Origin of the sequence: Psychrobacter sp. ANT_H56B, from assembly GCF_008369245.1 — a bacterium.
In the GTDB taxonomy this organism is placed as follows: domain Bacteria; phylum Pseudomonadota; class Gammaproteobacteria; order Pseudomonadales; family Moraxellaceae; genus Psychrobacter; species Psychrobacter cryohalolentis.
This window is the reverse complement of the sequence record NZ_VOBF01000003.1, coordinates 78,941-104,930: the sequence shown is the minus strand read 5'-3', so window position 1 is coordinate 104,930 and position 25,990 is coordinate 78,941. Positions and strand designations below refer to the sequence as shown.

Below are 25,990 nucleotides of genomic sequence, written 5' to 3'. Positions count from 1 at the left end.
TACAATAGAGTAGATACAGTTTTAAAAGAATACAGTGCTACTGGGATTAATTATTCGCAGCCTCTGTCTGCGTAAGCACAGTAAGCAACAAAATTTGATACCAGTAGCACCTTATAATTTTTGTATTTCTTTTATTTAGAACTGACTACAGCTCATATCTAATCAAACGTTGGATCATTTACGACTTAAAACATCATATGTAAATGACTAGTTCTTTAACCCTTCACGAAACGCTTTATAATCATTCGCCGTATCTTTCACCGCTTCTATCATCGGTACATGACCGATTTTTGGCATCGTAATCACTTGTGATTGTGGGATGATTTCTTTTATTAGCGTCACTGTTTCAGGCTTGATGACCTTATCCTCCTCACCCCAAACCACTAGTGTTGGAATATTATATTCAGCGATAACCTTGGCACGCTGCTCAACATTGTCTTCAACTATTTGCGCGAGTATTTTGGATTCTAATGCTTTATTAGCGATACGCTCTTGCGCGAATACGGCTTTTACAGACTTAGGAATATAAGGCGGCTTAGACATAACAAAGTCATACATAGCATAAAAGTCTTCCTTCTTATCGACCAATAGCGGATTGTTCTCAAGAGTTGCACTTTCTAAGGATTTCGGCACACCCACTGACCAAAAGCCTGCACTATCTATCAGCCACAGACTTTTGACTTCTTTAGGATACTTCGCAGCATAAGCAACACTGATAGCGCCGCCCATTGAGTTGCCACCGACATGAATGTTAGATGCCAAGCCTTTAGCTTGCAGTAGCTCGCGTAAGCGCGTCGCTTGCGCCTCTGAGCGATAGTCAGCCGCCATCGGTTTACTAGAGTCACCAAAGCCGAGCAAATCAGGAATGATCAGATTATAGCTCTCTAACTGCCGAGCGATACGGGTAAAGTTGTCTTTATTACCGCCAAAGCCATGAATCAATAATAAAGGCTCGCCCGCGACATTACCGTTTTCTGCATAGACCATTTTATCGCCAGAGCTTAACATAAATGACTGAGTCGTAAGGTCTGATTTTGAGCGTTCATATTGAATAATCTTTTGAGTGGTATTTATCGCCAAGGTATTGGGCGCGGTGGTACAGCCAACTATTGAAAGACTTAGTAGAGCAACAAAACCTAGGCGTTTTAATAGCATCGAAATATCCTTTTTGAAAACTATAAAAATGAAGTAAGAGGTAAAAATAATCATCCTAGCACAAGAGTATTTTAAGTTTAAGCCCTCATAATAACTACCCACCCCCTATAAATTGCTCGACAATCGCCTAAAAAAATGACAGGCAAATAATCATAGCGTTTGCCGAGGGGTTACAGCTCTAATAAAGACCGTAGACGCTTTCTGGTTTATGATAAGCGCTTTTGTTTAGTCAGCCTGCATATTGCAAAAGGATAAACATTGAGTAAAACAGATACCTCCATTGGTCAACGGCGTGACCTCACCCAAGGCTCGATCCCTAAAACCATGCTCTTATTTGCATTACCAACCCTTGGGTCATCTGCATTACAGTCATTAAACGGATCGATCAATGCTGTCTGGGTAGGTCGATTTTTGGGTGAGGAAGCGTTAGCAGCCACAGCCAACGGCAATATCTTGATGTTTATACTGATCTCCTTCGTGTTTGGTTTCGGTATGGCATCTACTATTTTAATTGGTCAGGCAATGGGCAGCCGTGATAACGCTATGGTTAAGAAAACCATGGGCACTGCGCTGGGCAGCATTATTCCGATAAGCATAATAGTGTCGGCAGTAGGGTGGATATTTGCGCCGATACTACTTGAGCTGCTTGGCACGCCGGCAAGTGCTGTCGATCTTGCTCTAACCTATCTGCGCATGATTTTTATTGCGATGCCTGTCACACTTACGTTTACGCTGATAATGATGGCACTGCGCGGGACAGGTGATTCGACGACGCCGCTTTGGTTTATCATTATATCGGTCGTGATTGATCTGATTTTGACGCCGACGCTGATTTTGGGTCTAGGACCATTTCCCGAGTGGGGCATATTTGGCTCGGCTTTCGCAACAGCCGTCGCAAATACGCTAGCGCTCATTGGCATGTTAGTCACTATGTATCTGCGTGGCTCTGTGCTGACGCTTAAGTTGCCGGAGCTTCGCTTTTTGCGCGCAGACCGAGACATCATGAAGTCGATGTTTTCTAAGGGGTTACCGATGGGTCTGCAGATGATTGTTATCTCTTCGGCAGCATTGACAATGTTATCGCTGATTAATCGCGAAGGTGTACAGACCACAGCCGCTTATAGCGCAACCCAGCAGCTTTGGACCTACGTGCAGATGCCAGCAATGGCGCTAAGTGCTGCGGCCAGTGCGATGGTTGCACAGAACATCGGTGCCAATCAATGGCATCGAATCGCAGGGATCACACGCTGGGGACTGATTTTTAATCTGGCATTGACCGGTTTTATTATTGTGCTGCTGACCATTTTTGATGAGACTATCTTAGGACTTTTCCTCGGCAGTGACAGTGAAGCGGTGCCGATTGGGCGTCATATTCAGCTAATGGCGACATGGGGTTTTATCTTTTTTGGGATAGCACAGGTTTTGTTTGGGACCATGCGTGCAAACGGCTATGTGATTTGGCCGCTGATTGTCATGGTCATTTCGATGTATCCAGTGCGTCTTGGATTTGCTTTCGGGCTTTATCCTCTACTTGGAACCGATGCACTTTGGCTATCCTTTCCAGCAGGCATGGTGGCAACCGCCGTGATGGGAGCAGGACTATATTTGTACGGCGGATGGCGCAAAGGCAAACACTTGCCCGCAGAGGAAGCTGCGCAAAGGTCTGAGGAGTTTCGCGCGCATACAGGCACCAGTGCGTCGTTTCGAGATCTTGTACCGACGACTGTATGGAAGCTGTCACCTTTGCGCCGTATCACAAGGTTGCATCGACGACTTCATAGAAGACTTCATCTTCATAGACTCCGTGTGATGAAAAAGAATAAACGATAATAACGTGGCTTATATATACACGCATAACGCCTAGTCGGGCGGCTTTTGCTCATTAGCATGGGCGAGTAAACTCTTCATCATACTTGCCTACCACTGCAAATACCGAAACTGGTTTTACCTTTAACTAAAATTTTCATTACCTAATAAAAACTGCACCGCTGCGGCTGCATGAATAGCGGTGGTATCAAACACGGGGATTGGACTGTCTGCTTGGCTAATTAACAGTCCAATCTCGGTACAGCCTAATATCACGCCCTCAGCGCCTTGTGCTGCTAACTCATTAATCACTTGCGTATAATATTGCCGTGAGCTGGAAAGCAATTGTCCTTGGCACAGCTCATCATAGATGATGCGATGGACTTCAGCACGCGCATCGGTATCTGGTATCAGCACCTGCAAGCCCGCATCAATCAGACGCTGCTTGTAAAAGTCCTCAGTCATGGTGAATTGTGTACCGAGTAAGGCAATCTTGGTTAAACCTTGCTGCTTAATCGCATCTGCGGTCGTATCTGCAATATGTATCAGTGGCAAATTCGTCGCCGCTTGTACCTGCTCTGCTACTTTATGCATGGTATTGGTCGCAATTAATAAACCTTGGGTACCAGCCGCTTGTAAGCGCTTACCACTGTTTACCATGATATTACCCAACTCTTCCCACTTGCCTTGGGCTTGTAACTCACTAATTGGCGCAAAGTCGACACTATGAATCAATAAGTCTGCTGAATGTAAGTTGCCAAGCTTAGCCTTGATACCTTCATTAATCAGCCGATAATAGCTTTGGGTACTTTCCCAACTCATTCCGCCGATGATACCTAAGGTTCGCTGCTTTTGAACGGTCATATTATTACTCTTTATATGTATTTCAATCTTACTTATCGTAGCAAAAGTTCAGCTTCAATTTGCCAGTATTTAGAATATTCTTATTATTACAAAAGAAATAACGATCATTAAAATGTAACGAACGTCACTATTAATAACAACGATTTTATCCACTCACCAGCATACGCTATGATAGTCAATAACGACGCCTCATAATGCTATTCATCATCGTTCATTGAGCCTCACTATTATCATGTAGGAAAATTCAACATTATGGCAAACTTCCCTATTATCAGAATACGCGCACGGCGTAAGTACTACCGTCTTATCTTTACCGGTCTGATGGCGCTGATGATGTCACTTATTATCTCATCCGCTCTATTACTGGTTAAAGTAGGGTTCGTCGATGGCTTCTTTATGGAATTAATGCACTCGTGGGTGCTGGCCTTTGTCTTTGCGTGGCCGAGCGCCTATATCTGTGCTTATCTGGTACAAGAGCACGTGCTTAGTCGGATTGAGTTTTACTAAGTCATACGATAATAAGTACATAACAATGTTCCTTAACCAAACAAGTACTGATAACTGGTAAGCAGAGTTGTTACTGTTGATGGTTGCAAATCAACTCACTTCTTAGACAAATATCTAAAAACTAAAAAAAGGATTTATCATGCGTAGCGCAACTTATGACCATTTTGGCAAACCAACTGAAGTACTCAGCATCGGCGACCGCCCTACTCCAGAGCCTAAAGCCAATGAAGTCCGAGTCAAAACGATACTCGCCTCTATCCACAACCATGACCTACTAACCATTCGTGGCAAATATGGCTTTAAACCTGAAATGCCAGCTATCGGTGGTAGTGAAGCAGTTGGTATCATCGATGCTGTCGGTAGTGAGGTTACAGATTTAAAAGTCGGTCAACGCGTAGCTGCTGCCAGTGTACAAGCAACATGGGCAGAGTATTTCGTTGCGTCTGAGGATATGGTATTCCCGATGCCCGACAGCTTGGACGATGAAATGGCAGCACAATTGATTGCAATGCCGCTTAGCGCCTTAATGCTACTTGAGTTCTTAGAACTAAAAAGCGGTCAGTGGATTATCCATAATGCCGCCAATGGCGCAGTCGGCAAATCGCTCGCCATGCTAGCTGCCGCGCGTGGTATTAACACCATTAATGTCGTGAGAAGTAGCGATGCTATCAAGGAATTAGAAGCACTGGGTATCAAGCGTAATATCAACACCTCAGATGACGACTGGAAAAATCAAGTAAAAGCCATTCTTGGTGATGAGAAAATCAGTGCTGCGGTTGATTCTATCGGTGGTGAGTCTAGTAATGATCTGCTGGCATTACTGGGTCATGGTGGCATATTGGCATCGTTTGGCATCATGTCAGGCAAACCCATGGTGCTAGATCCAACCCACATTATTTTTAAACAAGCGACGATTAAAGGCTTTTGGGGCAGTAAAATCAGTCAAGAAATGAGCGTTGAGAATAAGCAACGCTTGGTTGATGAGCTGATCGAACGTGCTAACAATGGCAATTTAAAACTGCCCGTTGAAGCGACCTTTGATTTGGCTGATATCTTAAAAGCAGTTGACGGGAAAATGCAGTCAGAAAAAAACGGTAAGGTACTGTTAAAACCTTAAGATTCTTTTTATATCTTAAGGTTTCGAGCATTTTTCTCTACTCGCGAATGGATATCTACATAAAAAATCCAATTAGGAATAGCCTTATGTCTAAACAAACAACGTTTAAAGCTTTGGTCGTCGAAGAACATGCTGATGGCACTTTTAGTAAAAGTATTCAAGAACGCAGCGTCAGTGACTTACCTGAAAACGATTTATTAATCGAAGTGCATTACTCATCACTAAACTTTAAAGATGCCATGTCGGCATCAGGCAATAAAAGAATCACCAAAAACTATCCACATACGCCTGGTATTGATGCAGCAGGCATAGTGATCAGCGACAAGTCTGGCACCTTTACAGAAGGGCAAGAGGTTGTGGTATTTGGTTATGACTTGGGCATGGATACCGATGGCGGCTTAAGTCAAATGATCTCTATACCAGCCGATTGGGCGGTCGAATGTCCGTCTTCTTTGACATTAAAAGAAGCGATGATATATGGTACTGGCGGCTTAACGGCTGCATTAAGTATCCAAAAGTTAGAAAAAATGGGCGCAAAACCTGAAGATGGTCCAGTCGCGGTCACGGGCGCAACAGGCGGCGTTGGCAGCATCAGTATCGCCATCTTAAAGCAGCTAGGCTATGACATCATCGCCTTCTCTGGCAAGCCTGAGCAGAGCGAGTATCTAAAAGAGCTTGGTGCAAGTGAAGTCCGTCATCGCGATACCATTAACGAGGTCGGAGATAAACCTGCCGGTCGTGAACTGTGGGCAAATGCTATTGATACGATTGGCGGTGATTATTTGGCGAACCTACTTAAGCAAACCAAAGCGGGCGGCGCGGTCACCTCTTGTGGTTTGGCGAGCGGTGCTGAGTTTTCGATGTCAGTGATACCTTTTATCACCCGTGCGGTGTCATTATTGGGTATCGATTCGGTCTATATTCCACTAGCAGATAAAAAAGCGATTTGGCAGCGCGTTGCTACTGATATGAAGTTGCCCAATCTTGAAAGCTATGGTGAAGAAATCACTTTAGAACAAACGCCAGAATACTTGGATCGCTTTATGGCGAGTCAAACGGTTGGGCGTTATGTGGTGAATGTGCGGGGTTAGGTTTTTTGTTTATAAAATTTAGTTTTTAGATAATGGCAGTGCTTCTTTTGGGGTGCTGCTTTTTTTTGACATTAATCTCAGCTATTATATTGAACCCGATATCTTAAACTTTGTATAGTGCACACTTGTTTATCAAATAAAAATCTATTACTGTTATTAGTTTATACTAAATAACAATTTCTCCTGATCCTTTATGATCAAAATAATATTAATTATAATAAGGATTTAGTAAATGAATGATATTCTAAACAACCTGAGCTCTGTATCTTGGTGGTTTGGAGTTATTTTTGTTGGAATTTCAGTTAGCTTAGGAGCAAGTTATTTAAAACCACACATAGACGTTTGGTTATCAAATTACTCAAAATCAAGAAAGGATAAGAATGAAAAAGTGAAACAAGAATGGGCATACGAGGTTTCAATTCTAAAAACTGACAAAACATACAGAGAACTACATATTTCTAGAATTTCACATGCGAGAGGCAGATCCATTTTTTTCGTTTTATTGGGTTTCTTGCTTCCACTGCTATGTGGCCTTACTACCGCTATTGGTCAATATACCCTCATCACAAACCCTGGAAATTTAGACCAAGCTTCCATTTTTTATAATGCTTCAAGCGAAACACTTAGTTTTTTTATTCTTTTTACATTATTTGCAATATTATCTGGTTTGCTAACAGTTATCCTAGGATTACTATATTTTAAAAATACTGAAAAATTACAACAACAGTTAGAAGACTCATTCACAGAAGCATTTAATGACGCAAATAGGGATAGTAATTTAATTAAGAAGAGTGAATATCGGGAGTCATAAATAAGAATATGAATAACTTAAAAGTAAATAACCATCATGATTGGGAAGAAATATGTAAACATCTTGCCAAAGACCTAGTATATAAAAAAACTGGTGAATATGTAGAGTTTGTTAGCTATGGTAGAAATGGTCAGAAACAATATGGAGTTGATTTAATTCCTTCACAAGATACTTTAATTCCCATTGTAGTACAATGTAAGGAACTAAATTCTAATTTAAGTTTTCAAATTATTTTGTCAGAACTTAAGAAAACAGACAGCTTTAGGGGTAAAATCGAACATTATATAATTTTTACTACTGCTCCTAAAGATACTACCCTTCAGGATTATTTTTATAACGGTGAAAACAGTCATACTCGACCAAATGGTGAGAAATTTCAAGTACATGTTTATTATTGGGATGATATAAATCCTTATGAAGAGCCACACCGTCGAGCTTTAATCAATTTTTTTCCTCAACTTTTACAAACTGTAGAAGAACTCAGCCCAAACAAACAATATATAGAATCTGTAAATAGTTTAAAAAGTATAATTCCTAACATTATTAATAACAAAAACTTAGAATGGTTAGAAAGCTGGAACTTCTCATGTGAATACGTTCTAGAAAAAGATTTTGATCCTTTTTTGCAATTGTACATTGAGCATGATCGTATGCTTCATGCACTAAACGGGGTTAGAAGCTTTTTGGCACAAGGTAATGTTAGTACTTTAGCTAAAACTTTGCCAGCAGGAGAAAGACTATTTTTTAGTTTATCTGAATTATGTGAATCTATTAGTGGACAAATAACAACTTCTTATCTCTCTGATGGTAGCCGTATATTGTCAATTCTCGACATTCCTAACAATAATAGTATTATTAATCAGTGGTACTCTAATGCTTTAAGTTTAGCAAAAGCCTATCGAGAAGACGTTTTGGGTGAATATATTGATTGAAGATACGTCTGAAAAAACAACTCACAAGTTGAGTGTTTTTCAATACTAGCTAAAGACTAAGTAATCTCCTACTTCCACTTAATAGTAGCTAGTAGCTTACTCAACACATCGTCAGTCACTTGCGACAAATTTTTTATCCTATTCATAATACGATTACGCCACGGTTTTGATCAGTTCTATAGTGACATGATAAAAGTAGATAACTTTTAGAAAATTTTAATGATTATTTTAGCTTCGATACACTTGCCTTTTAAACCTTAATCTTCTACTTGTAGAGCGTTTTAGCCTTGATTGTAGCGGTTATTCTTGTTTGACTACTAGATTGCAGCTCTATTGGGCAGACAAGATAATAGCGGAAAGCGAGATTAGCTCCAGAGATTTTTAACCAAAAAAAGCACCCAACCAAGTTGAGTGTTTTTTTATTTCAGCTAAAGACTAAGTAGAGGTTTATTCCCACTCAATCGTCGCTGGTGGCTTGCTCGATACATCATAAGTCACACGTGAGACTTCAGCGATTTCATTCATAATGCGATTTGATACCGTTTCAATCAAATCATACGGCAGATGGGCAAAGCGCGCGGTCATAAAGTCAACAGTCTCAACCGCACGTAGCGCAATCACCCACGCATAGCGGCGACCATCACCGACCACGCCAACCGATTTGATGGGTTGGAATACAGCAAATGCTTGCGCAGTCTTTTCATACCAGCCTGAACGCTCTAACTCTTCCATAAAGATAGCATCAGCAGAACGCAGGATATCAGCAAACTCTTTGGTCACTTCGCCCAAGATACGTACGCCCAAACCCGGTCCTGGGAACGGATGACGATTAATCATTTTTGCAGGTAAACCAAGGGTAATACCCAATTTACGCACTTCATCTTTGAACAAATCACGTAGCGGCTCAACCAATTCAAACGCCAAATCATCTGGCAAGCCACCCACATTATGATGACTCTTAATGACGTGCGCTTTACCTTGATGCGACTTAGCAGATTCAATCACGTCTGGATAAATCGTACCTTGCGCCAAGAACTCAATCACTTTGCCATCGCTTTGCTCACTGATTTCACGAGCACTATTAGCGAATACATCGATAAAGGTTTTACCAATGATTTTACGCTTGGCTTCAGGATCAGACTCGCCAGCCAATGCGGTTAAGAATAATTCTTCAGCATCGACACGAATGACTTTTACGCCCATGTTTTCTGCGAAGATTTGCATCACTTGGTCGCCTTCATGTAGACGCAAGAGACCAGTATCGACAAATACACACGTTAATTGATCGCCAATGGCTTTATGCAACAATGCTGCGACGACTGAGCTATCTACGCCACCTGAAAGACCGAGCAATACTTGCTTATCACCGATTTGCTTTTTGAGTTGCTCGATACGCATATCGATGATGTTGTCAGGCGTCCAGCTACCGGCACAGCCACAGATTTCATGGACAAAACGACCAAGTAATGCAGACCCTTGTGCGGTATGCGTCACTTCAGGATGGAACTGCAAACCATAATAATGGCGCGAATCATCTGCCATGATCGCAATCGGGCAGCTTGGCGTACTGGCGACGATATCGAAACCTTGTGGGGCATCGACCACTTTATCGCCATGACTCATCCAGACATTTAGCTTCGCTGCTGCGTCTTCGATACCATCAGTCAGCGTTGATTTGCCATCGATATTGATGGTTGCTGCGCCAAATTCATGGATATCACTGGCATGAACTTTACCACCGAAGCGATCTGCCATCGCTTGCATACCATAGCAGATACCCAATACTGGTACGCCTAGATCAAATACGGCATCATTGATGCGTGGGCTGTCATCTGCGTGGACGCTCTCAGGACCGCCAGATAAGATAACGCCTTTTGCGCCAAAATCGATGATGCGCTGAGTGTCGATATCATAAGGAAACATCTCACAGAATACGCCTGAATCACGGACACGGCGGGCGATAAGCTGGCTGTACTGTGAGCCAAAATCGAGAATTAAGATGCGATCTTCTTTAATAGTAGGAACGTTGGCAGCAGTTGTCATAACGTAGTGTCCATCAATAAATAAATTGGTGCGCTATTTTAACAAGTTTCACGAATGTAGTGGCGGTTAGATATACGTTTATTATTGTCTATTTTTTAATGATTCCACTAATGTTTAGTATATATCAAATAATCAGATCATTTGTGATATGCTAATTCGATAAAGAAAAATATCCTCATTGCCTGATCATAGACAATGAGATAGCCACAGTAGCGACACTCAAACCGTGATTACAAATCGATAGGTTAAATTTACTATGAGCAAAATTAAATCCTTTATGCGTAAAACGTCTAAAACTGCCTCTATCTCAACGACTTCTCCTATTGATAATACCAGTTTAGATACGCTCTCCAAAATAGATACGTCCGTCACTACGCCTGCCAACACACCTATAGAACAGACGCGCTGGAATGGTTGGGGCAATGTCAGTATCAATAAAAAAGTCTCGCCACATGGGGCAAAACTGATCAAATCCCATATCGGCAAAACCAAAAAACTGTCTTCTATCAGCTTACAAAAGGTGCTCAAAACCGTTCCAAAATCACGCTTACCTGCTGCTATGATTGAGCTTGATACTGTATCTGTCGATAACGAAGTAAGACTCAGACACGCCCGTGGTCAGAGCTTTCCGGATTGGATAGCCATGCACGGCGGCGACTTTGAGGTTTTTCCTGATGGCGTGGCGCATCCGCAATCAACCGCTGATGTCGAAACCTTATTAAAACTAGCAAGCGAGTATGACCTGATCGTCATTCCTTTTGGTGGCGGTACCTCAGTCGCTGGTCATATCAATCCGCAAAAGGGTTCATGCCCTGTATTGACTATCGCTATGAGTAGGATGGATCAGCTGATTGACTTGGATATAGAGAGCCAAATTGCTACTTTTGGCGCAGGTACACAAGGTCCAGCAGTCGAGGCGCAATTAAATGCTCACGGTTACTGTTTGGGACATTATCCGCAGTCGTGGGAGCTATCGACGCTTGGCGGCTGGATTGCAGCACGCTCTAGCGGTCAGCAGTCTTTAGGTTACGGACGTATCGAGCAGATGTTTGCTGGTGGTACGTTGGTCACGCCGCAAGGTGTACTCAATATCGCTGATATTCCAGCGTCAGCAGCAGGGCCTGATCTGCGTGAAATGATGATGGGTACTGAAGGCCGCGCCGGTATTTTTACCGAAGTCAAAATGCGCGTGCAGTCACAACCGGAAGAAGAGCTATTCAAAGTGGTATTTTTGCCAAATTGGGAGGCGGGTAAAGAAGTGCTCAGACAAGCAGTACAAAAAAACATCCGCCTATCGATGCTACGCCTGAGCAATGCGGTCGAGACTGATGCTCATCTACATCTAGGCACGACGCCCAGTCAATTTTTGGCAATCAACACCTATCTAAAAGCGCGCGGATTAGGTTCACAGAAAGTCATGCTGACTTATGGGGTAACAGGCGATAAAGCACAGAATGCGCTGGCACTGACGCAGTTTAAAAATCTGTTAAAGCAGCATGGTGGCATCAGTGGCAAGCTTGCCAATCTGATGGGCAAGATATGGTCACATGGGCGTTTTAAATTTCCATATTTGCGCGGTACTTTGTGGGAGAAAGGCATCATGGTGGATACCTTTGAGACCGCAACCAACTGGAATCATATCGACGAGCAAATGCAGCAGATGCAAGAAGCGGTGCAAACTGCACTGGCAGACGAAGGCGAAGCCGTGATGGCATTTACGCATATCTCGCATGTGTATAAGCAAGGTGCTAGCCTTTATACCACCTACTTCTTTAGAGCGGCACAAGATCACGCCAGTACCTTAAGTCGCTGGCAAAAAATCAAGCATGCTGCCAGCTCAAGTCTGGCAAATGGCAAAGCGACAATATCGCACCAGCATGGTGTCGGTCGCGATCATGCCCCTTACTTAGCAGCTGAAAAGGGTGAGCTTGGTATTCAGGTGACTAGTGATATGCTGAAAAGCTTAGATCCTGAGCAGCGTATGAATCCGGGTGTTTTGATTGAATAATAACTTTACTCAAAAACCTTGTTTATAGTTAGTTTGGTTTAAGAGCGTTACAGCGCGGCTGGCATTGATTTTTCGCAGCCTCTGTCGGCGTAGGCACAGCACGCAAGGAAAATTAATACCAGTCGCGCATTATAATATAGTGTATTTATTTTATTTAGTAACGACTATGAATTAGATTATTTGGATAACATACATAGTTGAAATTAAATAACAATTAAAATGAGTCGTCTATGAACCGAGCTAATCAATATCAACAACGCCAGCAAGCATTAGCACCACTGTCTCGTTCTGAACCATGGGATATGCTCATTATCGGTGGCGGGATCACTGGTGCTGGTATTGCTCGCGAAGCAGCAAGGCGCGGCTTAGCAGTCCTATTAATTGAGCAAAAAGACTTCGCTTGGGGCACCTCCAGCCGCTCAAGCAAAATGGTACATGGCGGGCTACGTTACATTGCCTCAGGCGATTTCAAGACGACACTGCACAGCGTACGCGAGCGTGAACGCATGCTGAATGAAGCAAGTGGGCTCGTTAATGAGATGCACTATGTCATGCCCCATTACAAAGGCAAGTTTCCACCGCCATGGATATTTAATAATCTACTTAGGGTATATGATAAGCTCGCGGGTAAGCACTATTTTAAGTACTTTAAAAAAGACGCCTTTCTTAGCCTTAACCCTCATATTAGACAAGATAAGTTTTTGGGTGCCAGTCAATTTAGTGATGCTGTGACCGATGACTCACGGCTCGTGATGCGGGTATTGGACGAAGCTATTCATGATGGCGCGCACGCGATTAACTATCTTAAAGCAGAATCACTCATAACCACTGAACAAGGCTTAGTGGTGGGGGCTACTCTAAAAGACACCTCTCCTCAACATAGCACCCATACTTACGATGTTCAGGCCAAAGTCGTGGTCAGTGCCACGGGCGCTTGGGCAGATACGTTACGGATGCAAGCCAGTCAGCAAACGGAACAAACCTTTCATAAGCAAATTCGTCCATCGCGTGGCAGTCATTTGGTGGTCAGTCAAGAGCGCCTACCGCTCAATCAAGCCTATACCTTTTTGCATCCTGTCGATAAAAGAGCAATCTTTGTCTTTCCGTGGGAGAACCGAACCGTTCTTGGTACTACTGATTTGGACCATCCACCCTTAGATGATACAGAAGTCGGCATTACCAATGCCGAGGTGGACTATCTGTTGACCGCGACCAATGATCTTTTTGATGATGTAGATATTAGCCGCAAGGATATCATCAGCTCATGGGCAGGCGTGCGACCACTGATTTCTGATGGCAATGATGGTAAGCGCGTCAGTCCTAGTAAGGAAAAACGCGATCATAGCGTCTGGTTGGATAATAATCTGGTCACTGTAAGCGGTGGCAAATTAACCACCTTTCGCCTAATCGCCCTTGATGTACTAAAAGTCTGTCAAAAGGTACTCGAACTCGATGAATCAGCTACTCAAGATAATATGTCATATAGCAGCCAAGTTTTTAGCAAGCAAACCTCAACCAACCCTAAATTTACTGCCCTGCCGCTACCATTACAACAGCGCTTAAAAGGTTTTTATGGCCTACAGCTCGATACTTTGCTAGAGCTGGCTCATGACGATGACTTGGCTTATGTGACCGATAGCAACACTATTTGGGCGGAGATTCGCTTTGCTGCTCGCTATGAGCAGGTTATTCATTTGGATGATTTATTACTACGACGCACGCGCTTGGGTCTTATATTGCCCAATGGTGCGATGACCCCGCTAATCAGTCAGCGAGTCAAGCAAATATGTCAGCAGGAGCTAGGCTGGGATGAGCAAAAATGGCAGCAAGAGGCTGACCGTTATCAAGTCTTATGGCAACGCTACTATTATCTGCCTGCGGCTTAGCGCTTTTTTATATCCTAATTTATCTATACTAAACACATTGTTGAAAAGATATGACGGAACTGGGATAAATTTTTTTAGCCTCTATCGGCGTAGGTACAGCAAGCTAGAAAAATTAATACCCGTTCCGCTTGATACTCTAAGTTAGCTTCAACCTATATTCCCACATAGTTAAGGATGACTATGACCGACAACTTTGATGCGCCTATTTATTTCTTAGCGATCGACAATGGCACCCAAAGCGTGAGAGCGCTTATCTTTGATCAATTCGGCACCGAGATAGCCAAAGCACGCGTCCCTATCGAGCCGTATTTTTCTGAGCAGCCTAGTTTTGCCGAGCAACATGCCGATTACTATTGGCAAAAATTAAGCGAGGCCTGTCAGCAGTTGTGGCAAAATTGCGATATCACGCCAGCGCAAATTGCAGGTGTTAGCCTCGCTACCCAGCGCTATACCATGATATGTTTGGACAAGGATAAACAACCGCTACGCCCAGCCATTGTGTGGATGGATTTACGCCGCGGCGAGAACAATGACATAGGCTTTCTAGGTCCACTCACTAAAGTCATCGGTATGGGCGAGCTGGTACAAGAGGCTCAGCAAAAAGCACGCTGTAATTGGCTTGCGCATCATGAACCAGAAATGTGGGCAAAGACCGCTTATTACGTCAATTTATCCGCGTACCTCACCTATCAGCTCACAGGCGAGATTGCTGACTCTACTGGTCATGCCTTAGGCTACCTGCCTTACGATTACAAAGCGCAAGCATGGTTTAAGCCAAACAACATCAAATGGCGACTGTTCAGTTGCCGACTAGAGCAAATGCCCAAACTTATGCCACCTGGGCAGCTACTTGGTCATATTACCGCTCACGCTGCCGCCGCTACTGGTATTCTTGAAGGCACGCCAATGATTGCTGCCGCCAGTGATAAAGCTTGCGAAGCGTTGGGCTCTGCGGGTCTCGCCGCCGATACCGCCTGCTTAAGCTTTGGCACTACTGCGACTATCAATACCACGTCGAGCCGTTATATTGAGATACTCAAGCACATGCCCGCTTATACCGCCGCCGCGCCAAATTACTACAATCATGAGTATATGATTTATCGCGGCTTTTGGATGGTCAGCTGGTTTAAAGAGCAGTTTGCCCAGTATGAAGAGCAATTAGCAAAAACGCAGGGTGTTGATACTGAAAAACTCCTCGATAAGGCAGTCAAAGACATTCCAGCAGGCTGTATGGGTTTGATGATGCAGCCGTACTGGTCGCCAGGTGTTCGTCATCCGGGTCTTGAAGGCAAAGGTGCGCTTATTGGTTTTGGTGATGTACATACGCGAGCGCATGTCTACCGCGCTATTTTAGAAGGGCTGGCTTATGAGCTAAAGCTTGGTTTTGATACCATTGAGAAGCGTACAGGCAAAGCCATTAAACATCTGCGTGTGTCTGGTGGCGGCTCCCAAAGCGACTCCGCCATGCAGCTTACGGCCGATATCTTCGGTATGCCTGCATACCGCCCACATACTTATGAAGCCTCAGGCTTAGGCGCTGCTATCAATTGTGCGGTGGGACTTGGCGTTTATCCCGACCATTTAACCGCAACTCAGGCCATGACCCATTTGGGTGATGGATTCTTACCTATCGAAGCCAATGTCCAGCTTTATAAACGCCTTTATAATGAGGTTTATCTCAAAATGTATGAGCGCTTAAAACCTTTATATCAAAGCATTCAAGATATTACGGGTTATCCAGCTAAGTAATATGGTCAGTTCGATATAAAAGAGGCATGTTAAAAATAGCGTTATGCTGGGATAAACTTTCCTCGCTTGCTGTGCACTTCGCACTCCAGAAGCTTCGCAAAATTTATCCCAGCAGCACCGTATTCTTTTTAAATTGAATCGACTATATTAAAAACATCGCTATTTAATGCTGTTTGCATACGGTTTAGCCCTTCTATCAGCAGCGCTTTAGGACACGCCACATTGAGGCGCATTTTAAGATGGCCTTCACCACCATATTTAATCCCTGCACTCAGCTCAACCTTGGCCGCTCTCAATTTGTCATAAAGCATTTGATCGTCTTGCGCATATGCCGAACAATCTAGCCAAATCAAATACGAAGCTTCTGGACGCATCACCTTGATTTTAGGTAAATGCTCTTCTAAAAATTGCAGGGTTAAGTCAATATTGGCTTCAATATAAGTCAGCGCCTGCGCCAACCACTCGTCACCTTGCTCATAAGCACTACGCATCGCTGTATAAGCAAATAAGTTTAGCTCATGCTCGTCACTTAAACGCTGCTGCTGGTTAATTTTACTCAGTAATGCGCTGTCTTTAGCAAATATCATCGAGCCTTTGATACCGGCAATATTAAAGGTTTTGGTCATCGAAGTTAGGCTGACGACTTTGTGCTCATAGCCTGTTGCTAGGGTTAAAAAAGGCGTGAATGTATGCCCACTCAAAGTTAAATCTTGATGAATCTCATCACTCACAATTGCCACATCGTGCTTTTTGCAGATGAAAAGCAGCGCTTCAAGTTCATCTGCTGTCCATACCCGCCCGCCCGGATTATGCGGATTGCAGAACAAATACAGCTTAACTTTATGCTCGATAATTTTGGCTTCGATATCTTCCAAATCCAGAGTATATTTCCCTTCAGCCTCCTGTAATGCAGAGGTCACCAGCTTACGATCGTTGTCCAAAACCTTGGTCATAAAGGGCGTATAGATAGGGTCATTAATGAGTACCGCATCCCCTGCCTCGGTAAATACTTTCATCATCAGCACCAAACTTGGCACGACACCCGGAGAGAAAAGAATATGCTGCTTATCCAGCCCCAAGTCATAACGACTGCCATGCCAGTCGATAATCGCTTGATACAACGGCTCGGTCGGCACGGTGTAACCCAATATGCCATGCTGCGTTACTTGTTCAATCGCCTTTAAAATAGGCTGGGCGGTCTTAAAGTCCATATCCGCGACCCACAGCGGAATTGTCTCATCGGTATAATGCCATTTAAACGACCCCGTATCACGTCTGTCTATTATTTTATCAAAGTTGTACAACACCAGCATTCCCCTTTACGATTGCTTTATATTATAACTGTTCATTCGTCGGCTTAAATGATATTTAAAAATATAACATCATCATTATTTGAATAATGGCTAAAAATTAGTGTTACATTAATATTGCGGACTCTACATATGATCAAGTTATTTATGCCAGAATACGCTGATATTGCAAGGATTGTGATCTATCAGCTTTTACCCAAACCCCCTACTAAGCCAAGATGGCTTGTCTAAAAGGATTTAGCATGATGAAAATGGACTTTTTACCAAACTTAGCACTCAAAACGTGTGCCCTTACTTTAGCCATCGCTGCTACCGCTTCATGCACGACTATGGCAACAGGCTCTGACTATCAAACGTCAAATGCACAAACCACCGCAAGCACTACTGCCCTCGCTCTTGGCAATACAGCGACTGCTGGTGGCACTAATGATACCGTTGCAATCGGTAATATGGCCAATGCAGGACTTAATTCGGCAACCGCTGTTGGTGGTCAAGCCAACGCCGCAGGTCTAGGCTCAACCTCTATCGGTTGGCAATCAAAAGCCACCGCTGAACGCGCGCAAGCCTTTGGCCATCTCGCCAATGCTAGTGGTGTTCGCTCTACCGCTGTCGGTGAAGCAGCCATGGCTGGTGGCACTAACGATACCGTCGCTGTCGGCAATAAAGCCAATGCGGGTCTGAACTCAGCAACGGCTGTCGGCGGCGAAGCCAATGCCGCAGGTCTAGGCTCGACGTCTATCGGTTGGCAGTCAAAAGCCACTGCCGAACGCGCGCAAGCATTTGGTCATATAGCCAATGCTAGTGGCGTACGCTCTACCGCAGTTGGTGAAGCGGCTGCCGCACAAGGTGCAAACTCGGTCGCGTTAGGCAATAAATCTATGGCTGGCGGCATGAATAGCATCGCTATCGGTAACGGAGCAATGGCGACGAAAAACAATCAAGTCGTCTTAGGTAATGCTGGACAAGTGCAGTCCAGTACTGCGTCTCAGTCAGGTACGGTCAGAATCGTCACTATCGATGACAATGGCACATTAGGTACAATGCTCGTTGACTACTACAAGTCGGCTAAATAATTATAATTGAGTTGTTAATACTGACGCTGGTGTAGTTATAGTCAGTCATACTAGATAAAACAAAAACCTCGCAATTGCGAGGTTTTTTTGGTTGGTATATTTGGTTTGCTTGATGATATTTTGAAGTGCTGCTTTAGATTTCGTGGTTATCAAAGTTGTTATGAAGCTGGAGCCAATCCTGCCATACGCTATTATCGTTTAATTTATAGATTGTCTAGCGTATGGTGTAAATTAAAGAGGCGTTATTAATCTAACAGTCATAACCTCTATCATTGATAACAACATTAATTCCAAAAAAAGCAGAAAAATCGTCTACGTGTTTATCTAATTGATTAACATCTAGTACTTGATAAATACGAATGCTATTTTTAAAACCAGCTATCCTAATCTCCATCCAACAACCACCCCAACCTTTCGCAGGACGTAGATTGTCAATCTGTATACTTTCGATTTTATTAGGTAGTACCAAGCAAGACTTATCACCTTTGAAACCTATTACCTTATTTATATTATCAATCCATAAGATATTATCTTCATCATACTTAAGTAATGCAGTGATGAAGCTTGGTACAGGTTTTATACAGTAATCATAATAGTGATGATATTGCTCAATTTTAAGCCCATAGCTCATATAGTGAATTCTGCTAACAGTGCCTTGATGCTGATAATTACTATCTAGTAAAATAGGATAAGCATAATCTCTCTTATTATAAATATCTAAGCGAGTACATCTATCAGGTATAGAATAATTAAGGACGTAGAAGATATCTTTTATGCACAAATTAAAAGAGTCTTCATCCATAACCATATTATCGGTAATTTTTTGCGCGTATGTCTCATATTTAGAGAGCATTCCTGCTAGCTTTGAGTAAGTGTCTATATACCTTACTCCTTCTCTAATGTCGACTATATAATGCTGGATTGATGACTCTAATGAAGTAGAGTTCCATAAAATCTTTGCATGATTAAATTTGATATGACCCACTATAATAGGTATATCAAAATAATAAAATTGTACATCATTTATATCTGTTTCTAGATGTCCTAAATTAAGAGCTAATAACTCAGAATACGTTGTATTCCATGATATACAGTATGAAGAGTCTTTATCTACAGTGAAGAAGTATAGAATATCTGGAGAGATACAAGGTGAAAGCTCTTCAAAGTCTGGTTGCCAATTTTTCAAAAAATACTTAGACCATATCGCTATTATTTTTTGCTTCCACATAAATGAGACCTTATGTTTCACTTACCCTTAAACTCAGCTTCCCTTCTCTCAACCATCGCCATCGCACCCTCTTTGGCATCTTCTGAATGAAACAAATGCGGCAGATAGCCATGAATATTGGCTAAGGCCACTTTTGCACCATTGCGACTGGCATCTTGTGCTGAGGATAGTAATCCTTGTACGCCAAGCGGTGCAGCGTTGCAAATCTCTTTAGCGATAGTTAGCGCGCGCTCATACTCTTCGCCATTTGGCACCACTTCGCTGACCAAATTCAGACTGTCAGCCGTTTGCGCATCAAATGCTTTGCCCGTAAGCAGATACGGCATGGCTTTTTGCCAACCAGCTGCCGCGACGAAGCGAACCGTTGCGCCACCAAACGGCATGATTCCGCGTTGGACTTCCATTTGCGCAAAGTTGCAGTTATCACTAGCGATGACCACATCGCTATTTAACATCAGCTCAATCCCAGCGGTAAAGCACGTGCCTTGTACCGCGACGACGACGGGCTTACTGCGCAATTTTCCACCGATTCCCCACGGGTCGATTTCGTCGGCAGCAAACTCAAACGCGCCTTTATCCCATTTATCTTGTAGCTCCATCAAATCGAGCCCTGCGGTAAAATGCTCACCGTGAGCGAATATCAGCGCACAGCGAAGATTGGCATCATTTTCGTATTGAGTGAGTGCCTCAGATAATTGCTTAATCATATGACTGTCAAAGGCATTACGTTTATCAGCGCGATTGAGCCCGATCAAGCAGATGTAATCTTGAGTTTCATAAGTAATGCGAGTGTCTTGGTTGTTATTACTTTCCGTAGTCATAGTCTTATCCTTGTTAAATTATAGTTATCGTATAGTTAGTCGTCATAAGCTTACTTTTAATATAGACATACGCTACGTGCAACGCAAGCATCGTTTTAGCATGAGCATCGTTTTAGCATGAGCATCGTTTTAGCATGAGCATCGATAGCTGATATCAATATCAGTTGACCTCATTTACAGTAATGTGCAACTATTATCCAAATCAAAATATGACTTAGAGCACTTTATGGAATTTTGGCACGGTTTTTTGCTTATCACCAGCGTCCATCTACTCGCTGCCGCCTCTCCTGGTCCTGATTTTGTATTGGTCTCACAGCAAACCTTAGCAAAAGGTTGACGCACAGGTTTGATTTGTAGCCTTGGTATTACCTTGGGTCTTGCCGTACACATTATTTATTCGGTGCTAGGACTGGCAACGCTGATTGCCCATTCGCAGCCATTATTGACCGCTATCAAATGGTTAGGCGGTAGTTATCTTATTTATCTAGGATGGCAAGGCATTCAAGCCAAAGCTAAAAAGCCAGCTGATTTAGCCCTTTCCGCAGAACCAACAACTTCAGGCGCTCACGTTTCACAAGATATGCTTATTAAGCAAATGACTTCTACCAATGATGCCGAGCTTTCTGATAAAGCCATTTCTAATAAAAAACTGCCTACTGATATTGAATCGACCACTGCCATTTTACGCCGTGGCTTTTTTTGTAATGTGTTTAATCCAAAAGCACCAGTATATTTCGTCGCGATATTTACCCTCGTACTCTCACCCGATATACCGCTATGGCAACTGGCTATTTATGGCGTATGGATGATGGTCTTGCAGATGGCATGGTTTAGTACCGTGGTGATGTTACTGTCTATTCCTGCCATTCATCGTCGCTTTCAACGTTTTGAACATTGGATAGACCGCGTCTTGGGTACAGCGATGATAATATTGGGATTAAATCTTATTTTACGTAGTCGATAAGACGCTAGTGACTCGTGAAATCTGCTAAAATGGTGCATTATATTCAAACATCAAAGCCCGATACTATGACCAGTAAGCCTATAAACCGTCGCCCGACCGCCAATAATCACAGAAACCGCTCGCCTGAGACTGCCAAAAAACTCGGTCAGCTGCATCCGCGCAATCCGCACCAAGGTCGCTATGACTTTGTGGCACTGACTCGTGCCTTACCAGAGCTTGCCAAGCACACCATTACCAATCCTAAAGGTGAGTCGACGATTAACTTCTCCGATCATCAAGCGGTACGAGTGCTCAATCAGGCGCTACTAGCAAATTATTATGGCGTGAAATTTTGGGATATTCCTGAAGGCTATCTCTGCCCACCAATCCCTGGTCGTGCCGACTACATCCATTATATCGCTGACCTGCTCGCGCAAACCACGCATGTGAATAAAGACAATACACCGCCAACTGGCAAAGAAATTCACGCCCTAGATATTGGCACGGGTGCCAGCGCGATTTATCCGATTGTTGGTAGTCAAAGCTACGGTTGGCGATTTACCGCCTCAGACATTGACCCTATTTCGGTCAATACCGCTGCGCTGATTTGTGAAACCAACCCAAAGCTAAAAAGTGCCGTTAAAGTCAAACTGCAGACCGAACCTAAATTTATTTTTAAAAATATCATCGGTCGCCAAGATTACTTTGATGTGGTGGTATGTAATCCCCCGTTCCATGCCTCATTAGAAGAAGCGATGGAAGCCAATAGCCGTAAGCAGCATAATTTACAACGACATCGCGGTAAGAATGAAAATGAACAAATCAGCCGTAGCTCAACAAAGTCTGGCAATGCCGCACAAAACCTAAACTTTGGTGGTCAGCATAAAGAGCTGTGGTCTGAGGGCGGCGAGATTGCCTTTTTAACCAAGATGGCAAAAGAGAGTCAAGATTTCGCTGAGCATGTTGGCTGGTTTACGACACTGGTATCTAAGTCAGAAAACGTAAAACCTCTGCAATTACTGTTGAAACAACTTGGTGTCGCCCAAATGCGTATCATCGAGATGAGTCAAGGTCAAAAAAGCACTCGTATACTTGCATGGCGTTTTAATACTGATGAAGAGTAAATAATAGTTAAGATTATAATAATCACAGTTTCACGTGAAACAAAAAAGCACCCCTTTGATCATCAAGGGGGTGCTTTTTATTGTAGAGAATTAATCCAAATAATGATGCTTATTAACGGATAAACATAACCTTTATACCAATGGCTATCAATACCAATCCACCAAGTATCTCAGCTTTATCCTCAAGCCACGTTCCAGAAGACTTACCTAAATAGATACCAAAAAAGCCAAATCCAGCGGTGACAATAGCGATAATGAAGCACGCTAACCACGCATTAAGTGCCAGTAAATTTAAAGTAAATCCTGCTGCCATGGCATCAATACTGGTGGCAATAGCCAGTGTAAACATCATGCGATGATTGATTTTTTCTTGTATATTTCTATCAAAACTGTCTTCTAATACTGCTTCAACTTCACCATTAAATGCTTCATATAACATCTTAGCGCCAAGCAGAATAAGGATACCACCGCCAATCCACGGTGCAGCAGTCGCTAACCAGCCTAGCAATACTGCGCCCAATAAATAACCTATCAGCGGCATAGCGCCTTGTGCGATACCAAAATACAGTGCTGCATAAACCGCTAAACGTAAAACATAAGCGGACGATTGTTTTTGGGACTTAGCACCTAAACCAATTGATACCGCAAACGCATCCATTGCCAATGCTATAGCAAGTAAAATAACTTCGATCATTTCTATATCCATTATTTAAAGCATTTATTCAATTAAGTTTCACGTGAAACAGGCTTGATATTAAAAAACCACCGCATTGGTTGCCAAAGCGGTGGTTTTTCATTGATTCACAATATTATGCCATTTAGATATCTAAATTAGAAACCGTTAACGCGTTCTCTTCAATGAAAATACGACGCGGTTCAACATGATCACCCATCAAGCAGGTGAACATATGATCCGCTGCGATAGCATCTTCAATATTGACGCGCAGCATACGGCGGTTTTCAGGATCCATGGTAGTATCCCACAGCTGATCGGCATTCATCTCGCCCAATCCTTTATAGCGCTGGATCGCTAGACCACGACGCGCGTCCAGCATCATTTGCTGCCACAAATAATCGAAGTCACGTATTGGGATGTCTTTGGTTGTACCCGCTGTTGCGTCACGGCGAATAAAAGCATCTTCATCAAGCAAGGTATTCCATTCAGCTGATAAACGCAGCAGCTTAGTATACTCACCCGAATTGATAAAGCTGGCATCGAGCAAATAATGATGGGCCAACTGATGCACATAGACCGTAATACGTGGCAGCCATTGTGCTTTGGAAGCTACTGCTTCGACGTCAGAGCTATCACTTTCTTCAACGGCAACGACAGGTTTCATACCCAGCAAATCAGCGGCAGCGGCATCCATATTTTTAGGCTGCGGTGCATGGATATTCACCAGCTCAATCTCAGGACTTAAGTCACTACCAAAGTGCTCAAGCTGGGTCTGTAGCGTGTCTTTCCATGCTTGCATTGCATCTTTATCATACGTCATATCAGTACTAAGCTTTGGCGTATGAGTCAACGCATCCAACAAAACGGCTGGATAACGAATCTGCAAGCGCGCTTTAATAAGCTGCGTTTGATTATAGTCGTTTAATAAAGTCTCTAACGCTTGACCAGTAATCGCAGGAGCATCAGCACTGATATGCAGCCTAGTATTATCAATCGTTGAAGATAATAAATACGCTTTAAGTGCCTCATCGTCTTTTAGATACAGCTCTTGACGACCTTTTTTAACTTTATATAGCGGTGGCTGAGCAATATAAATATAACCACGTTCAATCAATTCAGGCGTTTGACGGAAGAAAAAAGTCAATAGCAAAGTACGAATATGCGACCCATCAACGTCCGCATCGGTCATGATAATGATTTTATGATAGCGAACTTTATCAGGATTATATTCGTCAGGACCAATACCGCAACCAAGCGCAGTAATTAGATTACCGACTTCTTGTGACGATAACATTTTATCAAAACGCGCACGTTCAACGTTTAGGATTTTACCTTTTAAAGGCAAAATTGCTTGCGTTTTACGGCTACGACCTTGCTTGGCTGAACCGCCAGCAGAATCCCCTTCCACGATATATAGCTCTGATAATGCGGGATCTTTTTCTTGGCAATCCGCCAATTTACCCGGCAGACCTGCGATATCTAATGTGGTCTTACGACGCGTCATTTCACGCGCTTTACGAGCGGCGTCACGAGCACGAGCAGCATCGATAATTTTACCAGCAATCAATTTACCAGCGCTTGGATTCTCTTGCAGATAATCATTAAACTTATCATGCATTGCTGATTCGACCGCAGATTTTACTTCGCTTGATACCAGCTTATCTTTGGTCTGACTGGAGAACTTAGGATCTGGAACTTTAACGGATACGATAGCCGTTAGACCTTCACGCGCATCATCACCAGTTGCAACCACTTTTTCCTTTTTGAAAAGATTTTCACGATCCATATAAGTGTTTAAGCAACGCGTGAGTGCTGAGCGGAAGCCAGATAAATGCGTGCCGCCATCGCGCTGTGGAATGTTATTGGTAAAACAAAATACCTTTTCGTTATAAGTATCTGTCCACTGCAATGCCACTTCGACACTGATACCATCATCTTGATTACTGATGAAATGGAACACATCATTGACGCCATCTTTACCCGCATTGATATAGCTGACAAACTCTGATAAGCCACCTTTATGTTCGAACTCATGACGCTTATCAATACGCTCATCAGTCAAAACAATACGTACGCCTGAGTTTAAAAATGACAACTCACGTAAACGCTTGGCTAAAATATCATATTCAAAAATAGTACCGGTAAATACGTCATTGCTAGGGTAAAAACGGATTTGTGTGCCAGTTTGATCTGTCGCTTCCATTTGCTGAATATCGCCATCAGGCACACCATCAGTATAAGTCTGATGATAATGATAACCTTCACGCCAGATATTCATCTCAAGCTTTTTGGATAATGCATTAACGACTGAAACGCCAACGCCATGCAGACCGCCAGATACCTTGTAGCTGTTATCATCAAACTTACCACCAGCATGCAGTACCGTCATAATAACCTGTGCGGCAGACACACCTTCTTCTGGATGAATGTCGACAGGGACACCGCGACCATTATCCATCACGCTGACAGATTCATCTTCGTGGATAATGATATCAATTTGATCACAATGACCAGCAAGCGCTTCATCGATAGAGTTATCCACCACCTCAAAGACCATATGATGCAAGCCGGTACCATCATCGGTATCACCAATATACATACCAGGACGCACGCGCACCGCTTCTAGTCCGCGCAGTACTCGAATGTCTTTTGAGCTGTAATCAGAGGGTAATACCTCAGGAGCGACAGCGGCGGCAATAGTCTCAACTGCGCTGTCTGACGTTAATTGCTGGTGGTCGGTAGGTAATGAGTCACTCATGTGCATTCCTTGATCTAGCCATTATCAGCTGTTTATCATCAGCTCACCACAGTGGTGATACTTAATGATGCTATCTATAATATCGTTT

General features: G+C 43.2%; 20 protein-coding genes. 12 read left to right on the top strand and 8 right to left on the bottom strand.

Annotation, left to right across the window (positions count from 1 at the left end; genetic code table 11):
- Positions 1 to 207: 207 nt before the first annotated feature.
- Positions 208 to 1,155, bottom strand: a complete 948-nt coding sequence (locus FQ082_RS05240) for an alpha/beta fold hydrolase (protein ID WP_149492314.1) — start codon at positions 1,153 to 1,155, stop codon at positions 208 to 210.
- Between the two features lie 258 nt (positions 1,156 to 1,413).
- On the opposite strand from FQ082_RS05240, the gene FQ082_RS05235 reads away from it, so the two are divergent.
- Complete coding sequence (locus FQ082_RS05235; RefSeq protein WP_149492313.1) at positions 1,414 to 2,985, top strand: MATE family efflux transporter; 1,572 nt, start codon at positions 1,414 to 1,416, stop codon at positions 2,983 to 2,985.
- Between the two features lie 120 nt (positions 2,986 to 3,105).
- On the opposite strand, the gene FQ082_RS05230 is transcribed toward FQ082_RS05235, so the two are convergent.
- Positions 3,106 to 3,825 carry an aspartate/glutamate racemase family protein gene (locus FQ082_RS05230; protein ID WP_149492312.1) on the bottom strand — a complete coding sequence of 240 codons (720 nt, stop codon included), beginning with the start codon at positions 3,823 to 3,825 and terminating at the stop codon, positions 3,106 to 3,108.
- Positions 3,826 to 4,077: 252 nt separating this feature from the next.
- Here FQ082_RS05230 and FQ082_RS05225 point away from each other — a divergent pair, with 252 nt between their 5' ends.
- The 5 genes from FQ082_RS05225 to FQ082_RS05205 all read left to right on the top strand — a co-directional run bounded on the left by FQ082_RS05225 (position 4,078) and on the right by FQ082_RS05205 (position 8,283).
- Entirely contained in the window at positions 4,078 to 4,332 is a 255-nt protein-coding gene (locus FQ082_RS05225; RefSeq protein WP_011512396.1) for a DUF2798 domain-containing protein, read from the top strand.
- 139 nt (positions 4,333 to 4,471) lie between these two features.
- Positions 4,472 to 5,449 (top strand): zinc-binding dehydrogenase, encoded by a 978-nt coding sequence (locus tag FQ082_RS05220; RefSeq protein ID WP_149492311.1) that lies wholly within the window; start codon positions 4,472 to 4,474, stop codon positions 5,447 to 5,449.
- 86 nt (positions 5,450 to 5,535) lie between these two features.
- Positions 5,536 to 6,540: a YhdH/YhfP family quinone oxidoreductase gene (locus FQ082_RS05215; RefSeq protein ID WP_149492310.1), complete on the top strand. Its 1,005-nt coding sequence runs from the start codon at positions 5,536 to 5,538 to the stop codon at positions 6,538 to 6,540.
- Positions 6,541 to 6,772: 232 nt separating this feature from the next.
- A complete protein-coding gene (locus FQ082_RS05210; protein ID WP_020442419.1) occupies positions 6,773 to 7,351 on the top strand; it encodes a hypothetical protein in 579 nt (192 codons plus the stop codon).
- A gap of 8 nt (positions 7,352 to 7,359) precedes the next feature.
- Positions 7,360 to 8,283, top strand: a complete 924-nt coding sequence (locus tag FQ082_RS05205) for a hypothetical protein (protein ID WP_149492309.1) — start codon at positions 7,360 to 7,362, stop codon at positions 8,281 to 8,283.
- Positions 8,284 to 8,730: 447 nt separating this feature from the next.
- On the opposite strand, the gene guaA is transcribed toward FQ082_RS05205, so the two are convergent.
- Positions 8,731 to 10,326, bottom strand: coding sequence for a glutamine-hydrolyzing GMP synthase (gene guaA / locus FQ082_RS05200; protein ID WP_149492308.1), 1,596 nt, complete (start codon positions 10,324 to 10,326; stop codon positions 8,731 to 8,733).
- Between the two features lie 256 nt (positions 10,327 to 10,582).
- Between guaA and FQ082_RS05195 the strand changes: the two genes are divergently transcribed.
- The 3 genes from FQ082_RS05195 (at position 10,583) to FQ082_RS05185 (ending at position 15,969) form a co-directional block, all read left to right on the top strand.
- Entirely contained in the window at positions 10,583 to 12,334 is a 1,752-nt protein-coding gene (locus tag FQ082_RS05195; RefSeq protein ID WP_149492307.1) for an FAD-binding oxidoreductase, read from the top strand.
- A 230-nt stretch (positions 12,335 to 12,564) separates the two neighbouring features.
- On the top strand, positions 12,565 to 14,220 hold the full coding sequence (locus FQ082_RS05190) for a glycerol-3-phosphate dehydrogenase/oxidase (protein ID WP_149492306.1): 1,656 nt from the start codon (positions 12,565 to 12,567) through the stop codon (positions 14,218 to 14,220).
- Between the two features lie 180 nt (positions 14,221 to 14,400).
- Complete coding sequence (locus FQ082_RS05185; protein ID WP_149492305.1) at positions 14,401 to 15,969, top strand: FGGY-family carbohydrate kinase; 1,569 nt, start codon at positions 14,401 to 14,403, stop codon at positions 15,967 to 15,969.
- Between the two features lie 128 nt (positions 15,970 to 16,097).
- Here FQ082_RS05185 and FQ082_RS05180 read toward each other — a convergent pair whose 3' ends face one another.
- Positions 16,098 to 17,282 carry a MalY/PatB family protein gene (locus FQ082_RS05180; RefSeq protein WP_149492304.1) on the bottom strand — a complete coding sequence of 395 codons (1,185 nt, stop codon included), beginning with the start codon at positions 17,280 to 17,282 and terminating at the stop codon, positions 16,098 to 16,100.
- Positions 17,283 to 17,521: 239 nt separating this feature from the next.
- Here FQ082_RS05180 and FQ082_RS05175 point away from each other — a divergent pair, with 239 nt between their 5' ends.
- Positions 17,522 to 18,352: a hypothetical protein gene (locus tag FQ082_RS05175; RefSeq protein ID WP_149492303.1), complete on the top strand. Its 831-nt coding sequence runs from the start codon at positions 17,522 to 17,524 to the stop codon at positions 18,350 to 18,352.
- A 250-nt stretch (positions 18,353 to 18,602) separates the two neighbouring features.
- On the opposite strand, the gene FQ082_RS05170 is transcribed toward FQ082_RS05175, so the two are convergent.
- Entirely contained in the window at positions 18,603 to 19,580 is a 978-nt protein-coding gene (locus FQ082_RS05170) for a hypothetical protein (RefSeq protein WP_149492302.1), read from the bottom strand.
- 17 nt (positions 19,581 to 19,597) lie between these two features.
- On the bottom strand, positions 19,598 to 20,401 hold the full coding sequence (locus FQ082_RS05165; protein ID WP_149492301.1) for a crotonase/enoyl-CoA hydratase family protein: 804 nt from the start codon (positions 20,399 to 20,401) through the stop codon (positions 19,598 to 19,600).
- Positions 20,402 to 20,747: 346 nt separating this feature from the next.
- Here FQ082_RS05165 and FQ082_RS05160 point away from each other — a divergent pair, with 346 nt between their 5' ends.
- Both FQ082_RS05160 and rlmF read left to right on the top strand, forming a co-directional pair.
- On the top strand, positions 20,748 to 21,365 hold the full coding sequence (locus tag FQ082_RS05160) for a LysE family transporter (protein WP_262498161.1): 618 nt from the start codon (positions 20,748 to 20,750) through the stop codon (positions 21,363 to 21,365).
- A 65-nt stretch (positions 21,366 to 21,430) separates the two neighbouring features.
- Positions 21,431 to 22,468 (top strand): 23S rRNA (adenine(1618)-N(6))-methyltransferase RlmF, encoded by a 1,038-nt coding sequence (gene rlmF, locus FQ082_RS05155; RefSeq protein WP_149492300.1) that lies wholly within the window; start codon positions 21,431 to 21,433, stop codon positions 22,466 to 22,468.
- 112 nt (positions 22,469 to 22,580) lie between these two features.
- On the opposite strand, the gene FQ082_RS05150 is transcribed toward rlmF, so the two are convergent.
- Together FQ082_RS05150 and gyrB are read right to left on the bottom strand one after the other, a co-directional pair.
- Positions 22,581 to 23,162, bottom strand: a complete 582-nt coding sequence (locus FQ082_RS05150; protein ID WP_223145345.1) for a manganese efflux pump MntP family protein — start codon at positions 23,160 to 23,162, stop codon at positions 22,581 to 22,583.
- Positions 23,163 to 23,286: 124 nt separating this feature from the next.
- Positions 23,287 to 25,902: a DNA topoisomerase (ATP-hydrolyzing) subunit B gene (gyrB, locus tag FQ082_RS05145; protein ID WP_149492298.1), complete on the bottom strand. Its 2,616-nt coding sequence runs from the start codon at positions 25,900 to 25,902 to the stop codon at positions 23,287 to 23,289.
- Positions 25,903 to 25,990 lie beyond the last annotated feature (88 nt).

What these genes read in the sequence shown, in the direction of transcription:
- FQ082_RS05240 (WP_149492314.1), bottom strand. Translation starts at nt 1,155, where the DNA reads ATGCTATTAAAACGCCTAGGTTTTGTTGCTCTACTAAGTCTTTCAATA.
- FQ082_RS05230 (WP_149492312.1), bottom strand. Translation starts at nt 3,825, where the DNA reads ATGACCGTTCAAAAGCAGCGAACCTTAGGTATCATCGGCGGAATGAGT.
- FQ082_RS05225 (WP_011512396.1), top strand. Translation starts at nt 4,078, where the DNA reads ATGGCAAACTTCCCTATTATCAGAATACGCGCACGGCGTAAGTACTAC.
- FQ082_RS05220 (WP_149492311.1), top strand. Translation starts at nt 4,472, where the DNA reads ATGCGTAGCGCAACTTATGACCATTTTGGCAAACCAACTGAAGTACTC.
- FQ082_RS05215 (WP_149492310.1), top strand. Translation starts at nt 5,536, where the DNA reads ATGTCTAAACAAACAACGTTTAAAGCTTTGGTCGTCGAAGAACATGCT.
- FQ082_RS05210 (WP_020442419.1), top strand. Translation starts at nt 6,773, where the DNA reads ATGAATGATATTCTAAACAACCTGAGCTCTGTATCTTGGTGGTTTGGA.
- FQ082_RS05205 (WP_149492309.1), top strand. Translation starts at nt 7,360, where the DNA reads ATGAATAACTTAAAAGTAAATAACCATCATGATTGGGAAGAAATATGT.
- guaA (WP_149492308.1), bottom strand. Translation starts at nt 10,326, where the DNA reads ATGACAACTGCTGCCAACGTTCCTACTATTAAAGAAGATCGCATCTTA.
- FQ082_RS05195 (WP_149492307.1), top strand. Translation starts at nt 10,583, where the DNA reads ATGAGCAAAATTAAATCCTTTATGCGTAAAACGTCTAAAACTGCCTCT.
- FQ082_RS05190 (WP_149492306.1), top strand. Translation starts at nt 12,565, where the DNA reads ATGAACCGAGCTAATCAATATCAACAACGCCAGCAAGCATTAGCACCA.
- FQ082_RS05185 (WP_149492305.1), top strand. Translation starts at nt 14,401, where the DNA reads ATGACCGACAACTTTGATGCGCCTATTTATTTCTTAGCGATCGACAAT.
- FQ082_RS05180 (WP_149492304.1), bottom strand. Translation starts at nt 17,282, where the DNA reads ATGCTGGTGTTGTACAACTTTGATAAAATAATAGACAGACGTGATACG.
- FQ082_RS05175 (WP_149492303.1), top strand. Translation starts at nt 17,522, where the DNA reads ATGATGAAAATGGACTTTTTACCAAACTTAGCACTCAAAACGTGTGCC.
- FQ082_RS05170 (WP_149492302.1), bottom strand. Translation starts at nt 19,580, where the DNA reads ATGTGGAAGCAAAAAATAATAGCGATATGGTCTAAGTATTTTTTGAAA.
- FQ082_RS05165 (WP_149492301.1), bottom strand. Translation starts at nt 20,401, where the DNA reads ATGACTACGGAAAGTAATAACAACCAAGACACTCGCATTACTTATGAA.
- rlmF (WP_149492300.1), top strand. Translation starts at nt 21,431, where the DNA reads ATGACCAGTAAGCCTATAAACCGTCGCCCGACCGCCAATAATCACAGA.
- FQ082_RS05150 (WP_223145345.1), bottom strand. Translation starts at nt 23,162, where the DNA reads ATGATCGAAGTTATTTTACTTGCTATAGCATTGGCAATGGATGCGTTT.
- gyrB (WP_149492298.1), bottom strand. Translation starts at nt 25,902, where the DNA reads ATGAGTGACTCATTACCTACCGACCACCAGCAATTAACGTCAGACAGC.